Annotated in this window: 12 protein-coding genes; 5 read left to right on the top strand and 7 right to left on the bottom strand. The window is 69.4% G+C overall.

Annotated elements, in window-relative coordinates; genetic code table 11:
* Positions 1 to 207 precede the first annotated feature (207 nt).
* Complete coding sequence (locus ACAM54_RS25525) at positions 208 to 1,455, bottom strand: MFS transporter (RefSeq protein WP_369649336.1); 1,248 nt, start codon at positions 1,453 to 1,455, stop codon at positions 208 to 210.
* An 81-nt stretch (positions 1,456 to 1,536) separates the two neighbouring features.
* Here ACAM54_RS25525 and ACAM54_RS25520 point away from each other — a divergent pair, with 81 nt between their 5' ends.
* On the top strand, positions 1,537 to 3,003 hold the full coding sequence (locus ACAM54_RS25520; RefSeq protein ID WP_369649335.1) for a PLP-dependent aminotransferase family protein: 1,467 nt from the start codon (positions 1,537 to 1,539) through the stop codon (positions 3,001 to 3,003).
* A 7-nt stretch (positions 3,004 to 3,010) separates the two neighbouring features.
* Here the strand turns inward: ACAM54_RS25520 and ACAM54_RS25515 are convergent, their stop codons facing one another.
* Positions 3,011 to 4,066, bottom strand: coding sequence for a sugar phosphate isomerase/epimerase family protein (locus ACAM54_RS25515; RefSeq protein WP_369649334.1), 1,056 nt, complete (start codon positions 4,064 to 4,066; stop codon positions 3,011 to 3,013).
* 128 nt (positions 4,067 to 4,194) lie between these two features.
* On the opposite strand from ACAM54_RS25515, the gene ACAM54_RS25510 reads away from it, so the two are divergent.
* Complete coding sequence (locus ACAM54_RS25510) at positions 4,195 to 5,082, top strand: gamma-glutamyl-gamma-aminobutyrate hydrolase family protein (RefSeq protein ID WP_369649333.1); 888 nt, start codon at positions 4,195 to 4,197, stop codon at positions 5,080 to 5,082.
* 28 nt (positions 5,083 to 5,110) lie between these two features.
* Here the strand turns inward: ACAM54_RS25510 and ACAM54_RS25505 are convergent, their stop codons facing one another.
* From ACAM54_RS25505 to ACAM54_RS25495, 3 genes are all read right to left on the bottom strand, one after another.
* Positions 5,111 to 5,296: a hypothetical protein gene (locus ACAM54_RS25505; RefSeq protein ID WP_369649332.1), complete on the bottom strand. Its 186-nt coding sequence runs from the start codon at positions 5,294 to 5,296 to the stop codon at positions 5,111 to 5,113.
* Between the two features lie 97 nt (positions 5,297 to 5,393).
* Positions 5,394 to 6,266 (bottom strand): N-formylglutamate amidohydrolase, encoded by an 873-nt coding sequence (locus tag ACAM54_RS25500; protein ID WP_369649331.1) that lies wholly within the window; start codon positions 6,264 to 6,266, stop codon positions 5,394 to 5,396.
* Positions 6,267 to 6,280: 14 nt separating this feature from the next.
* Positions 6,281 to 7,246 carry a tripartite tricarboxylate transporter substrate binding protein BugE gene (locus ACAM54_RS25495; protein WP_369649330.1) on the bottom strand — a complete coding sequence of 322 codons (966 nt, stop codon included), beginning with the start codon at positions 7,244 to 7,246 and terminating at the stop codon, positions 6,281 to 6,283.
* Positions 7,247 to 7,358: 112 nt separating this feature from the next.
* On the opposite strand from ACAM54_RS25495, the gene ACAM54_RS25490 reads away from it, so the two are divergent.
* A complete protein-coding gene (locus ACAM54_RS25490; RefSeq protein ID WP_369649329.1) occupies positions 7,359 to 8,285 on the top strand; it encodes a LysR substrate-binding domain-containing protein in 927 nt (308 codons plus the stop codon).
* 18 nt (positions 8,286 to 8,303) lie between these two features.
* Here ACAM54_RS25490 and ACAM54_RS25485 read toward each other — a convergent pair whose 3' ends face one another.
* Both ACAM54_RS25485 and ACAM54_RS25480 read right to left on the bottom strand, forming a co-directional pair.
* Complete coding sequence (locus ACAM54_RS25485; RefSeq protein WP_369649328.1) at positions 8,304 to 9,302, bottom strand: tripartite tricarboxylate transporter substrate binding protein; 999 nt, start codon at positions 9,300 to 9,302, stop codon at positions 8,304 to 8,306.
* Complete coding sequence (locus ACAM54_RS25480) at positions 9,299 to 12,247, bottom strand: DNA topoisomerase III (protein WP_369649327.1); 2,949 nt, start codon at positions 12,245 to 12,247, stop codon at positions 9,299 to 9,301. The genes ACAM54_RS25485 and ACAM54_RS25480 overlap by 4 nt, the downstream gene beginning before the upstream one ends.
* Before the next feature lie 182 nt (positions 12,248 to 12,429).
* Between ACAM54_RS25480 and ACAM54_RS25475 the strand changes: the two genes are divergently transcribed.
* On the top strand, positions 12,430 to 13,086 hold the full coding sequence (locus ACAM54_RS25475) for an SET domain-containing protein (protein ID WP_145739081.1): 657 nt from the start codon (positions 12,430 to 12,432) through the stop codon (positions 13,084 to 13,086).
* A 2-nt stretch (positions 13,087 to 13,088) separates the two neighbouring features.
* Positions 13,089 to 13,916 carry a biotin--[acetyl-CoA-carboxylase] ligase gene (locus ACAM54_RS25470; protein WP_369649326.1) on the top strand — a complete coding sequence of 276 codons (828 nt, stop codon included), beginning with the start codon at positions 13,089 to 13,091 and terminating at the stop codon, positions 13,914 to 13,916.
* Position 13,917: the final 1 nt, after the last annotated feature.

Raw genomic sequence — 13,917 nt, 5'->3', positions numbered from 1 at the left:
AAAGAGGCCTGAAAAATCCAAGGGACGGTGCAGGTCAGCCGGCGGATGACGAAAAGTGCTTCGTCGTGGTATCGAAACGAACCCGGCATTATAACCCGCGGGGCATGACAGTTGCTTGTGTTTAAAACAACGGTCTCGTGAATCGGCGGTCCGGCGCCCTGTTTTCAAGCATCTGCTGCTATCAAGACAAGAGCAATTTCGCCTGCATCAGGCGGCTTGCGGTGCCGCCGCGGGCAGGCGCAGCGTGCGCGCCCGGCGCGCCGCGCGCAACAGCAGCATCCATCCGGCGAGCTGGCAGGCGCTGCCCACCCAGCCCACCGCCGCCACGCCGAAGAGCTCGATCGCCGCGCCGCCCAGCGCCGAGCCGGCCGCAATGCCCAGGTACACCGCCGACGCATGGAGCGACAGCGTCATCGGCGCGCGCTCGGGCGCCAGCCGGATCAGCCGCACCGCCTGCGCCGGACCGAAGCCCCAGCCGGCAAGGCCCCACAGCGCCGACAGTCCCACGACGAGCGGCAGCGCGAGGCCGCGCGGCAGCATCTGCGCCGCGAGCGAGAGCCCGCCCAGGACCAGCACCAGCATCAGCGCGAAGCCCTGCACCACGCGGTCGGCGCCGAAGCGGTCGGTGGCCCAGCCCCCCGCCGCCGTGCCCACCGCGGCCGCCACGCCAATGGCGCAGAACACCGCGCCGGCGCCGTCCGCCCCCACGCCCAGCGTGTGCGACAGGAAGGGCGCGATGTAGGTGTAGAAGCTGAAGCCGCCCGTGGCCCACAGCACCGTGACCAGCAGCGCCGACGGCACGCCGGCTTCGCGGGCCACCGCCAGGGCCACGGCGGGCCGGGCGGCGGCTCCATCGGGCGCCGCCGCCAGTTGGCGCGGCAGGCCGGCAGCGAGGCCCCAGGCGGCCAGCGCCGCCACCGCGGCAATCAGCAGGTAGGCCGTGCGCCAGCCGCCCCAGCCCGCGATCCACGCGCCCAGCGGCACGCCGAGCGCCACCGCCACCGTGCCGCCGCCGCTCACGATGGCGAGCGCGCGGCCACGCAGCGCGGGCGGCACCATGGCCGCCGCCACCGCGCTCGCAGTTGGCAGGAAGACGCCAGCCACCAGCCCCAGCACCACACGCGCCAGCGCCAGCTGCGCGAAGCCCTGGACCATCGAGGCCAGCAGCGTGAGCGCGGAGAAAGCCGCGAGGCTCGCGATCAGCAGCGGCCGCCGGCCGAATCGCGCGCATGCTGCAGCCATCAGCGGCGAACCGATCGCATAGCTCAGCGCGAACAGCAGCACCAGCTGGCCGGCCCGCGTGGCGCTCACCTGCAGGTCGGCTGCCAAGAGCTGCAGCAGGCCGGCCACCATGAAGCTTTCGGTGCCGATGGCGAAGGCGCCAAGCGCGAGCCACGCCAAGCCGAAGGGCAGGCGTTCCGTCCGAGGTGCAGCGGCAGCGGGTTCGGTGTTCATGGCGGACTCCGGCGAGCGTTTCGAGACCTCCAGAATAGGCTTGCAGGTGGCTCTTCAAAAGAACCACAATCGGCGAAATTCATGGAGCCACTTTTCTTCGAACTCGCGATCCGCCTGCCGAGCGTCGGCTCGCGCCACCTGCTGCGCGAGCTGCACCGGCAGCTGCGCGCCGCCATCCTGGACGGCCGGCTGCAGCCCGGCGCGCGGCTGCCCGCCACGCGCGCGCTCGCGCAGCGCCTGGGCGTGTCGCGCAACACCATGCTCGCGGCCTACGACCTGCTGCTGAGCGAAGGCTATCTGCTGGCGCGTCCCGGGGCCGGCACCTACGTGGCCGGTACGCTGCCGCGATCGCGGCGCGGCCGGCCGGCCCGCACGGCAAGCGCGGCGGTGCGCCGCGACCCGCGGCTGGTGCCGCTCTTCGTGCCGGGCGCTGGCCTCGCGCCCACGCTGCAGTCGCAGCGCTCGCGCGACGACTTCCGCGTCGGCCTGCCCGACGTCGGCGCCTTCCCCTTCGACATCTGGCGCCGCCTGTCCGACCGCGCGCTGCGGCGCCTGGCGCGCGAGCCGGCCGACTACGCCGATCCGCAAGGCCAGCCCGCGCTGCGCGAGGCGATCGCCGGGCATGTGTCGTTCACCCGCGCGGTCGGCTGCACCGCTGGCGACATCGTGGTGACGGCCGGTGCGCAGCAGGCCTTCGGGCTGCTGTCGCGCATCCTCGTGGTGCCGGGGCGCACGGTGGTCGCGGTCGAGCAGCTCTTCTATCCCTCACTGCGCGAGGCCATGACGGCTGCGGGCGCCAGGGTGGCCATCGTGCCGACCGATGCCGAGGGCCTGTGCGTCGACCGCCTGCCGCCCGAGGCGCGCGTGATCTGCGTGACGCCCTCGCACCAGTTCCCCACCGGCGTGGCGATGTCGCCGCAGCGGCGCGCGGCGCTGCTGGCCTTTGCGCAGGCGCGCAACGCGGTCGTCATCGAGGACGACTACGACAGCGAATTCCGCTTTGCCGGCCGTCCGCTCGATGCGCTGCAGACGCTCGACCGCGCCGAGTCGGTCTTCTACGTCGGCACCTTCTCGAAGAGTCTGTTTCCCGCGCTGCGGCTCGGCTTCGTGGTGGCGCCGCCCTGGGCGCGCGCCGCGCTGGTGCGGGCGCGCGAGCTGGCCGACTGGCATGGCCCGGTGCTGCAGCAGGAGGCGCTGGCCGCATTCATTGCCGAAGGGCACCTCGCGCGCCACATCCGCAAGATGCGCAAGGTCTACGGGGCGCGCCGCACGGCCCTGCTCGACGCGCTGGCGCACCATGGCGCCGGCCGGCTCGAGGCGATTCCGTCCAGCGCGGGGCTGCACCTGTCGGCCTGGCTGCGCACCGGCACGCGGGCCGACGCGGTGGTCGAGCGCGCTGCCGCAGCCGGCATCGCGCTGCCGCCGCTGTCGCGCTTCGCGCTGGATCCGCAGGCGCCGGACGTGCCCAACGGCCTGGCCTTCGGCTACGGCCTGATCGGCGAATCGCAGATCGACGGCGCGGTCCGGCGGCTCGCGGCGCTGCTCTGAAGGCGCTTCAGCCGATCCCCAGCATCCGCCGGTTGGCGGCCGCGTCCACGCCGCCCGCCGCAAAATCGTCGAAGGCCCGGTCGGCCACGCGGATGATGTGGTCGGCAATGAAGGCCGCGCCCTCGCGTGCGCCGTCCTCGGGGTGCTTGATGCAGCATTCCCACTCGAGCACCGCCCAGCCCGGGAAGTCGTACTGCGCCATCTTCGAGAAGATGGCCTTGAAATCCACCTGCCCGTCGCCCAGCGAGCGGAAGCGCCCCGCGCGGTTGATCCAGCTCTGGAAGCCGCCGTACACGCCCTGCTTGCCGGTCGGGTTGAACTCGGCGTCCTTCACGTGGAAGATCTTGATGCGCTCGTGGTAGTGGTCGATGTAGGCCAGGTAGTCGAGCTGCTGCAGCATGAAGTGGCTCGGGTCGTACAAGAGGCAGGCGCGCGGGTGGTTGTCCACGCGCTCCAAAAACATCTCGTAGCTCACGCCGTCGTGCAGGTCTTCGCCGGGGTGGATCTCGTAGCCCACGTCCACGCCCGCCGCGTCGAAGGCATCGAGGATCGGGCGCCAGCGGCGCGCGAGCTCGTCGAAGGCTTCCTCGATGAGTCCCGGCGGGCGCGGCGGCCACGAATAGAGGTACGGCCAGGCCAGCGCGCCCGAGAAGGTGGCATGCGCCGTGAGTCCCAGGTTGGCCGAGGCCCTGGCCGCGAAGTGCAATTGCTCCACCGCCCATTGCTGGCGCCGCACCGGGTCGCCGCGCACCTCGGGCGCCGCGAAGCCGTCGAAGCCCGCGTCGTAGGCCGGATGCACTGCGACCAGCTGGCCCTGCAGGTGGGTCGACAGCTCGGTGATCTCGAGGCCGTGCGCGGCCAGCGTGCCCTTGATTTCGTCGCAGTAGGTCCTGCTCTCGGCGGCCTTCTTTAAGTCGAACAGGCGCGCGTCCCAGCTCGGGATCTGCACGCCCTTGTAGCCCAGCCCGGCCGCCCAGCCGGCAATGGCGTCGAGCGAATTGAACGGGGCTTGGTCCCCGGCGAACTGGGCCAGGAATATGGCCGGGCCCTTGATCGTTTTCATGGCTTGTCTTCCTTCTTGGTCGTGGCGGCGTTGAAAGCATACTTTGGCGTGTCGTCCGACCCCGTGCGAGAGGCCAAAGCGCCACAATGGACTTTCCTTTCCGCACAGCACGCCCTGCTCGTCCCGCGATGCCGCAACCAGTTTCCGCCCGGCTGAAGATCGGCTTGTCCGCCTGCTTTTCCCATGCCGATCCGGCGCGTTCGCTCTTCACCAACAAGACGCTGCAATACGTCGAGCAATCCATCGCGCACTGGCTGATGTCGGCCGGCGCCATGGTGGTGATGGTGCCCTGCCCCACGGGCGAAACCGCGCGCGGCGACACCAAGCTCTCGCACTACGCCGAATGGCTCGACGGCGTGGTGATGCACGGCGGCGCCGACGTCTGGCCCGGCAGCTACGGCGAGGAGCCGCTCAAAGATGCCTGGGTGGGCGACCGCATCCGCGACCTGTACGACCTGGCGCTGGTCGAGGCCTTCGAGCAGGCCGGCAAGCCGATCTTCGGCGTCTGCCGCGGGCTGCAGCTGATCAACGTGGCCTTCGGCGGCACGCTCTACCAGGACATCGAGGCGCAGCACGAGCACCCCGAAACCATCCGGCACCGCGACCCGGTGGCCTACGACCAGAACTTCCACCAGATCGAGATCGTGGAGGGCACGCGCCTGGCCAAGCTCTACCCCGAGGTGAAGACCGCCAAGGTCAACAGCATCCACCACCAGGGCGTGAAAGACCTCGCGCCGGGCTTCGAGATCGAGGCCTGGAGCCTGCCCGACCGCGTGCCCGAGGCCATCCGCCGCCGTTCCGACAGGGGCCGCAGCTACATCGCCGCCACGCAGTGGCACCCTGAATTCCACAAATACGGCAGCACCGAGACGGTGGACGACACGCCGATCCTGCACGACTTTCTCTGGGCCTGCGCCACCGCGAAGGTGGCGCCGCGCACCGTGCCCGATGCAGGGCACGGCCGGATCCGCGACCGCGCGGCCCGGGTGCTGCGCCAGGCGCTGCTGCGGCGCTGACAGGCGACGGACTGGCGAGATCGGCCGGTTAGCGCCGCTCGGAACGGTTCGTGCTGCCGCTGACGCCAGCGTCGATGGTGCCGAACACCGTCACCCCGCTGCCGGACGACGAGGTGGCGCGGTCGCTGCTGCCGCCGGCCGACCCCGTGCCGGCGCAGCCCGCCGCCAGGGCGCCCATCGCGATGGCAAGAACAGCTGCAATGAATGGCTTCACGGAAAACTCCAGGCAAGGGTGGGACTTGCGGCCACTATAGGCCGGCGCTTCCCCGGCCCTGCAACAACACACGCGCCGGCGGCAGGGTTGTTGTCGATCAGCGCGGATCGGTGGCCAGCAGCATCGCCACCATCGACTGGAGATCCTGCCGCAGCCGCGCCGCGCCGGCCTCGTCGAGCGCCAGCGTGGCCTCGTCCATGTAGAGCCTGCGGTTGACCTCCACCTGGATGCTGTGCCGCTGCCCGGCCGGCCGGCCATGGCGGCGCACCAGTTCCACGCCCTTGTAGGGATGGTTGTAGTCCACGCTGTAGCCGCGCGCGCGCAGGTGCTCGCAGATGCTTTGCGACAGCGCCGGGTCGGCGGTGCTGCCGTCGCGGTCGCCGATCACGAAGTCCGCATGCACGAGCCCCGGAAAATCGGTGGCGTGGCTGCCCGCCACCGCCGGCATCGAGTGGCAGTTGATGTGGATGCTGTAGCCGTGCCGCGCATGCGCCGCGTCAATGGCCTCGGCCACCGCGGCGTGGTAGGGCCGCCAGCAGTTGTCGATGCGCGCGCGCACCTCGTCCACGCCCAGCAGCCGGTCGTAGATCGGCAGGCCCTCGTCGGTGAGCTTCCAGACCAGGCCCTTGCCGAGCCGCACCTTGGCAAGCACGCGCGGGTCGGTCGACAGGGGCTCGGTCCAGGGGCCGTCGAGCAGCGCGGTGTCCAGCTCGGTGGTGTCGCGGTTGGCGTCCAGGTAGCTGCGCGGAAAGTGCGCCTCGATCCACGCCGCGCCCATGGCGGGCGCAAAGGCATAGAGCTTCTCGACGTGCGTGTCCTCGGCCCGCCGCAGCGTGGCCAGGTCGCAGGCGGGCCGGAAATCCTCGGGGTAGACGGTGCCGCTGTGCGGCGAATCGAGCACCAGCGGCGTGTGCCCGGCAACGCTGGTCACCTGGGCGCGGGTTTGGATCAGTTTCAGGACAGGATGCATAGGCAGGTACCAGGTCAGTCCAATCGGATGCGGGCAAAGGCCGCGACCTTCTTCATCTTCTCGATCTCGCTGTCGATCTGCTTCGCGAACTCGGCCGGCGTGGTGCCGGACGCATAGAGCCCCTGCAGCGCCAGGCGCTCGCGCACTGTGGCGTCCTTGAGCGCCGTGGCCACGGCCTGCTGCATGCGCAGCGCGATGTCGGCCGGCGTGCCGGCGGGCGCCACCAGTCCGAACCACGACGGATCGTTGTTGGCCGGATAGCCGAGCTCGCGGTAGGTCGGCACCTCGGGCAGCACGTCGAGCCGGCCGCTCCAGGACACGGCCAGCGCCTTCAGCTTGCCCGCCTTCACGTGCGGCAGCGAAGAAGCCACCTGGTCGAAATACACCGGCACCTCGCCCGCGAGCACGTCGTTGATGGCCGGGCCCGCACCGCGGTAGGGGATGTGCACCATCGAGGTTCCGGTGCTGCTCTTGAAGAGTTCGCCCCACATATGGCCGATGGTGCCGTTGCCCGGCGAGGCGTACGACACCTTGCCCGGATTCGCCTTCAGGTGCTTCACGAGTTCCGCGAAGCTCTGCACCGGCAGCACGCGCGGGTTGATGACGACCACGCCCGGCGCCTTCACCAGTTCGGTCACGGCGACGAAGCCCTTGACCGGGTCGTAGGGCAGCTTCTGGTACACGGCCGGGTTCACGCCGTGCGTGGAGAGCGTGGCCACGCCGAACGAGAGGCCGTCCGGCGCGGAGCGGGCCACCTCGGCCATGCCGATGGAGCCGCCGGCGCCGGCGCGGTTGTCGATGACCACGGGCTGCTGGAGGATCTTGGCCAGCGGCTCCGACAGCACGCGCGCCGTGATGTCGGTGGCGCCACCGGGCGGGAAGGGCACGATCATGCGGATCGGCTTGCCTTGCTGGGCAAAGGATATTCCAGGAGCGACAGAAACTGCGGCCAGGGCGGAAAGAAGATGGCGACGTTGCATGGGGGTTTCTCCAATGAGACGAAAGTAGTGAAGCAAAAGTTGCTCCGCTACTTGAAGCAAAGGATAGACCAGCTAACATTCTGATCTGGAATGTTTTAATGGGCATCCAGCCATGTCGCTCCGCCGCCTCAATCCGCCGCTGAACCTGCTGCGCGCCTTTTCCACCGTGGTGCGCTTCGGCGGCGTCTCGCGCGCCGCCGAGGCGCTGCACCTGACGCAGGGCGCGGTCAGCAAGCAGGTGCAGGAGCTGGAGCGCTGGATCGGCGTGCCGCTGTTCGAGCGCAGCCGCAAGCGCCTCGCGCTCACGCCCGCGGGCGAGCGCTACGAGAAGGCCGTGCGCGCCGTGCTCGCGCAGCTGGAGGCGGCCACGCTGGAGTTCATCACCAGCGGCGACGGCGGGGGCGCGCTGCACCTGTCGACCCTGCCCACCTTCGGCGCCAAGTGGCTGATTCCGCGCCTGCCCGATTTCCAGCGCCTGCATCCACAGATCACGCTGCATTTCGTGCCCTTCGTGCATGGCTACGACTTCGAGCGGCCCGAACTCGACTGCGCCATCCTGTTCGGCGACGGCCACTGGCCCGGCGCGCGCTCGCACTACCTGGCGGGGCGGGACGTGGCGCTGATCGCGCCGCGCGCGGAGCTGGCCGAAGCCGCCATCCGCACGCCGCAGGACCTGGCGCGCTGCACCCTGCTGCGCCACGTCACGGTGCCGCAATCGTGGCTGCAGTGGAGCGAGGCGCATGGCGTGCGCGGGCTCGATCCACTCGCCGGCCCGCAGTTCGACCAGTTCCAGACCATGATCCGCGCGGTGATGGTCGGCATGGGCGTGGCGCTGGTGCCGCGCTGCCTGGTGCAGGACGAAATCGCGTCCGGGCTGGTCGACGAGCCGCTGCCGGGCGGCGGCTACCGCGGCAACGAAGGCTACTGGTTCTGCTATCCCGAGGGCCGCGGGCAACTGGCCACGCTCGACCATTTCCGCCGCTGGCTGCTGGCCGAAGTCGACCGCGCCGCGGAGCCGGCGCCGCCCGCCCTGCCCTGAGCTCCGCGCCGCGGGCCGCTACTCGGGCTTGGCGCCCGAGGCCTTCACCGCGCCGCCCCAGCGCTGGATCTCGTTCGCCACGAAGCGGTCGAACTCGGCGCCCGTGGTGGGCGCGGGCTCGGAGCCGCGGTCGCGGATGAAGCGCGCCATCTGCTCGCTCTTGAGGATGTCGGTCACTTCCTGGTTCAGCCGCGCCGTGATCTCGGGCGGCGTGCCGCGCGGCGCCATCAGGCCGAGCCAGCCCACGGCCTCGAAGTCCTTGGTGCCGGCCACGCCGCTTTCGCGCACGGTGGGTACGTCAGGCAACTGCGAGGAGCGTTTGGCTGAGGTCACCGCCAGCGCAATCGCCCTGCCCGACTTGATGTGCGGCAGCGCGGCCGTCACCGAGTCGACCATCAGCGGAATCTGGTTGCCCAGGAAGTCCGACTGCGCCGGCCCGCTGCCGCGGTACGGAATGTGGGTGATGAAGACGCGCGCGGCCGACTTGAACATCTCGCCCGACAGATGCTGCGTGCCGCCGATGCCCGCGCTGGCGTAGCTCAGCCGGCCGGGCTCGGCCTTGGCGCGCGCGGCCAGGTCGGCCATGCTGCGGATGCCGCTTTCGGGCGTGGCCAGGAACACCAGCGGAACCGTGGCGATGAGCGAGATGCCCACCAGGTCCTTGCGCGGGTCGAAGCCCGGCTTGGCATAGAGCGTCTGGTTCACCGCCATCGCGCTGCCGGCCACCACCAGCGTGTAGCCGTCGGGCGGCGAGCGCACCACGAACTCGGTGCCGATGTTGCTGCCGGCGCCGGCCTTGTTGTCCACGATCACCGGCTGGCCCAGCCGCTTGCCGAGCTGTTCGGCCAGTGCGCGCGCGAAGATGTCGGTGGCCTGCCCGGGCGGGAACGGCACCACCAGCTTCACGGGCCGGTCGGGCCACGCCGCGGCCTGCGCCAGGCCGGCCGTGCCGGCAAGCAGCAATGCCGCGGCGCCGGCAGCCAGGCCGGCGGCGAAATGCCTGCGCCCCGCGGTCATGGCGCCGAGAGGTGCTTGCCCACGATGCCCGCGAGCTCGAACATCGTCACCTGGTCCTTGCCGAACACCGGCTTGAGCTTGGCGTCGGCATTGATCGCGCGCTTGTTGGCCGCGTCCTGCAGGCCGTTGGCCTTGATGTAGTCCCAGAGCTTCTTGATGACCTCGGTGCGCGCCACCGGCTCGGCACCGATCACCGCGGCCAGCGAATCGCTCGGCTTCAGGCCTGCACCGGGCTTGCGCGGCGCCGCGGCCTTCTTCGCGGCCGGCGCCTTCTTGGCGGCGGGCGTCTTCTTCGCCGCCACCTTCTTGGCGGCCGCGGTCTTGCCGGCCGGCGCGGCCTTGCCGAAGGTCTTGCGCGGCGGGAACTTGCTGCCGCCTTCGCGCGGCGCGAACTCGAAGGTCACCTTGCCCTCCTCGGCGTTCCACGTCAGGAAGGCCTTGAAGGCGCGGCGCGTGCGCATGCTCACGAACTTGTCGAGCAGGTCGGTCTTGCCGGTGGCCAGCAGCTTTTCCATCTGCGCGCGCTCCACCGGCTGCTGCAGGATGATCTTGCCGGTCTTGAAGGTGCAGCTCGGCGTCGGCTGCGCATTGGTGGGCACCGACTTCTCGCAGACATAGTTGCTGCCGTGCTCGAACACCGGCGCGCCGCAGACCGGGCACGGGCCCACCGTGTCCTGCTCGCTGAAGTCGACGATCTCGCCGGTGTCGGCGTTCTTGTCGTCGCCGAAGTCGAACTCCAGCTTCCAGTTCTTCGCCTCTTCGTCGAACTTCAGGATGATCTCTGAGGTGAAGGGCCAGCCGGCCTTGGAGCGGAAGCCTTCCAGCGGGCCGATGTGCTTGTCGGCCAGCAGCGCCTCGGCCTCGGCCACCTCGAAGGTGCGCCCGGCCGGCGACTTGCCGAACGAGAAGCCGCAGGCGTCTTCGCCCGTGCCGCTCTTGCCGGTGCAGGCATAGCGGCGGTAGTTTTCCTTCACCACGCCGCCGCAGTTGGGGCACGGGGTCGACAGCGTCGTGTAGTCGCCCGGCACGGTGTCGCGGTCGTATTCCTTCGCCTTCTTGACGATGTGCTGCGTCATCTCGGCGATCTCGCGCATGAAGGCGTCGCGGCTCAGCGCGCCCTTCTCCATCTGCGCAAGCTTGTATTCCCACTCGCCCGTGAGCTCGGCCTTGGAGAGTTCCTCCACGCCCAGGCCGCGCAGCAGCGTCATGAGCTGGAAGGCCTTGGCCGTGGGGATCAGCTCGCGGCCCTCGCGCAGCATGTATTTCTCGGTGATCAGGCCTTCGATGGTGGCCGCGCGCGTGGCTGGCGTGCCGAGGCCCTTCTCTTGCATGGCCTCGCGCAGCTCGTCGTCGTCGATGGTCTTGCCGGCGCCTTCCATGGCGCCCAGCAGCGTGGCTTCCGAATAGCGCGCCGGCGGCCGGGTCTTCAGCGCCTTCAGGTCGGCCGATTCGGTCTTCACCGTTTCGCCCGGTTTCACCACCACCAGGTTCTTGCCGTCCTTCTCGTCGTCGTCGTTGATCGCTTCCTTGCCCCAGATGGCGAGCCAGCCCGGCTTGACCAGCACCTTGCCGTCGCTGCGGAACGGATATTTCTTGCCGCCAGCCTCCACCGTGCTGATGCGCGTGGTCACCTGGAATTCGGCGCTCGGGAAGAACACCGACATGAAGCGGCGCACCACGAAGTCGTACAGCTTCTGTTCGGCATCGGAAAGGCCGCTCGGCGCCTGCAGCGTAGGAATGATCGCGAAGTGATCCGACACCTTGGCGTTGTCGAAGATGCGCTTGTTCGGCTTCACGTAGCTGCCGTCGACCGCCTGCTGCGCGAAGGGCGCGAGGTGCTTCATGCCGCTGTCGGCGAGCATCTTCATGGTGTCCTTCACCACCGGCAGGTAGTCCTCGGGCAGCGCGCGCGAGTCGGTCCGCGGATAGGTCAGCGCCTTGTGGCGCTCATACAGGCTCTGCGCCAGCGCCAGCGTGGTCTTGGCCGAGAAGCCGAAGCGGCCGTTGGCCTCGCGCTGCAGCGAGGTCAGGTCGAACAGCATCGGCGAGGCCTGGGTGGTGGGCTTGCTTTCCTCGGTGACGGTGGCGGGCTTGCCGCGCGCCGCGTCGGCGATCTCGCGCGCCTCGCGCTCGCTCCACACGCGGTCGGCGCGGATCTCGGCGTCGGCCGTGCCGTCGGGGCCCGGCGGCGGCTTCTTGAAGTTGGCGTCGAACCACTTGCCGGGGTACTGGCCGGCCTCGGCCTGGAACACGCCGTGGATTTCCCAGTAGTCGCGGCTCACGAACTTGCGGATCTTTTCCTCGCGCTCGACCACCACCGACAGCGTGGGCGTCTGCACCCGGCCCACCGTCGTCAGGAAGAAGCCGCCGTCGCGCGAGTTGAAGGCCGTCATGGCGCGCGTGCCGTTGATGCCCACCAGCCAGTCGGCCTCGGAGCGCGAGCGCGCGGCGTCGGCCAGGCCCTGCATCTGCTTTTCGGTGCGCAGCGCCTCGAAGCCGTCGCGGATGGCCTGCGGCGTCATCGACTGCAGCCACAGGCGCTTGACCGGCTTGTTCAGGCCGGTCTTGCCGCCCGCGTACTGCTCGATCAGGCGGAAGATCAGCTCCCCCTCGCGCCCCGCGTCGCAGGCGTTGATGAGCTGCGTCACGTCCTTGCGCTTGGCCTGCTTGACCACGGCGTTCAGGCGCGTCTTCGTCTTGTCGACCGGCTTCAGGTCGAAGTGCGGCGGAATCACCGGCAGGTTCGCGAAGCTCCACTTGCCCCGCTTGACGTCGAACTCCTCGGGCGCCTGGATCTCGACCAGGTGGCCGACGGCGCTGGTCACGACATAGCTGTCGTTCTCGAAATGCTCGTCATGCTTGTCGAACTTGCCGGCCACCGGCGTGAGGGCGCGGACGATGTCCTGTGCCACCGACGGCTTTTCTGCGATTACCAAGGTCTTCATCAACAATTCCTAAAAGTGTTCTCTGGCCGGCGCCGAGCCGCCTCAAGGCGGCCCGCGGCCCCCTCGGGGGCAGCGACGACACGCAGTGCGGGAGCGTGGGGGCCACATACAATCTGCGGCTTCCCGCGTGTGCGCACGCGCACACGCGCATGTGTGCATATTCAACCTAACAGACTTCGGCGATGCCTTCCAAATCCCCACAATTCGCCGGCCGCCGCATCCAGATGCGGCGCTCGGATGTCCACGGCAACGGCGTGTTCGCCGTGGACGACCTGGCCGAGGGCGAGACGCTGATCGAATACAAGGGCGAAGTCATCAGCTGGAAGGAGGCGCTGCGCCGCCACCCGCACGACCCGGCCCAGCCGAACCACACCTTCTACTTCCACATCGACGACGGACGCGTGATCGACGGCAACGTCAAGGGCAACGATGCGCGCTGGATCAACCATTCGTGCGATCCGAACTGCGAGGCCGACGAGATCAATGGGCGCGTTTATATCAAGGCGCTGCGCAACATTGCTGCAGGAGAAGAACTCAACTACGACTACGGCCTGATCATCGACGAGCCCTACACGCCGAAGCTGCTGTCCGAGTTTCCCTGCTGGTGCGGCTCCGAGAATTGCCGCGGCACGCTGCTGACGCCCAAGGACGAAGACGAAGAAAAGAAAAAGAAGAAAAAGGCCAGGAAGAAGGCCGACAAGAAAAAGGCCGAGAAAAAAGAAGCCAAAAAGGCGGACAAGAAAGCCGAAAAAAAGGCCGGGAAAAAGGCGGAGAACAAGGCCGAAAAGAAACCGGAAAAAAAGAAGTCCAAAAAGGACGACGGAGCCGGCAAGGGCTGAGCATGATGGGTACCCAGGCCGCCTGGTTCGAAGACCGGATCGCCGCGGCGGTGGCGCCGCTCCTGCCCGGCTTCGCGGTCGAGGCCGTGGCCGAGATCGATTCGACCAACACCGAGCTCATGCGCCGCGCGCGCGCCGGCCACACCCCGCCGGTGCTGCTGGTGGCCGAGCGCCAGACGGCCGGGCGCGGCCGGCTCGGCCGCCCCTGGCGGAGCGCGCAGCAAAGCGAGGAACAAGGCGCCGCCTCCCTCACCTTCTCGCTGGGCCTGCCGCTCGCACCGCGCGACTGGGCCGGTCTCTCGCTGGCCGTGGGCGTGAGCGTGGCGGAAAGCCTCGATCCCACGGGCGCGGCCAAGGTCGCGCTCAAGTGGCCCAACGACCTGTGGGTGGAGGACCGCAAGCTGGCCGGCATCCTGATCGAAACCGCCATGCCGCATGCGGGCCGCGCCGACGCGCCGGCCCCGCCGCGCTACCTGGTGATCGGCATCGGCATCAACATCGGCCCGCGCGAGGGCGATGGCATGCGCACCCCGCCGGCCTGGCTGCGCCAGTGGCGCCCCGATGCCACCGCGCCCCAGGTGCTGGCCGAACTGGCCGCGCCGCTGGTGCACAGCGTGCAGGCCTTCGAGGCACAGGGCTTCGGGCCGTTTGCCGAACGCTTTGCCGCGCGCGACGCCTTGCGCGGGCGCGAAGTCCAGCTCAGCGACGGCAGCTTCGGCCTGTGCGAGGGCGTGGCCTGGGGCGGCGAGCTCCAGGTGCGCACCACCGGCGGGCTGCAGCTGGTCTCGAGCGACGAAGTCAGCGTGCGCCCGAGCGGCATGGCGTTCTGAG

Source organism: Variovorax sp. V93 (genome assembly GCF_041154485.1).
Taxonomy (GTDB): domain Bacteria; phylum Pseudomonadota; class Gammaproteobacteria; order Burkholderiales; family Burkholderiaceae_C; genus Variovorax; species Variovorax beijingensis_A.
This window is presented reverse-complemented; position numbering and strand designations above follow the sequence as displayed.

Bases quoted from the DNA above. Each gene is read 5' to 3' on its own strand.
- ACAM54_RS25470 (WP_369649326.1), top strand. From the start codon at position 13,089: ATGATGGGTACCCAGGCCGCCTGGTTCGAAGACCGGATCGCCGCGGCG.
- ACAM54_RS25500 (WP_369649331.1), bottom strand. From the start codon at position 6,266: ATGCATCCTGTCCTGAAACTGATCCAAACCCGCGCCCAGGTGACCAGC.
- ACAM54_RS25525 (WP_369649336.1), bottom strand. From the start codon at position 1,455: ATGAACACCGAACCCGCTGCCGCTGCACCTCGGACGGAACGCCTGCCC.
- ACAM54_RS25515 (WP_369649334.1), bottom strand. From the start codon at position 4,066: ATGAAAACGATCAAGGGCCCGGCCATATTCCTGGCCCAGTTCGCCGGG.
- ACAM54_RS25510 (WP_369649333.1), top strand. From the start codon at position 4,195: ATGCCGCAACCAGTTTCCGCCCGGCTGAAGATCGGCTTGTCCGCCTGC.
- ACAM54_RS25475 (WP_145739081.1), top strand. From the start codon at position 12,430: ATGCCTTCCAAATCCCCACAATTCGCCGGCCGCCGCATCCAGATGCGG.
- ACAM54_RS25490 (WP_369649329.1), top strand. From the start codon at position 7,359: ATGTCGCTCCGCCGCCTCAATCCGCCGCTGAACCTGCTGCGCGCCTTT.
- ACAM54_RS25485 (WP_369649328.1), bottom strand. From the start codon at position 9,302: ATGACCGCGGGGCGCAGGCATTTCGCCGCCGGCCTGGCTGCCGGCGCC.
- ACAM54_RS25520 (WP_369649335.1), top strand. From the start codon at position 1,537: ATGGAGCCACTTTTCTTCGAACTCGCGATCCGCCTGCCGAGCGTCGGC.
- ACAM54_RS25480 (WP_369649327.1), bottom strand. From the start codon at position 12,247: ATGAAGACCTTGGTAATCGCAGAAAAGCCGTCGGTGGCACAGGACATC.
- ACAM54_RS25495 (WP_369649330.1), bottom strand. From the start codon at position 7,246: ATGCAACGTCGCCATCTTCTTTCCGCCCTGGCCGCAGTTTCTGTCGCT.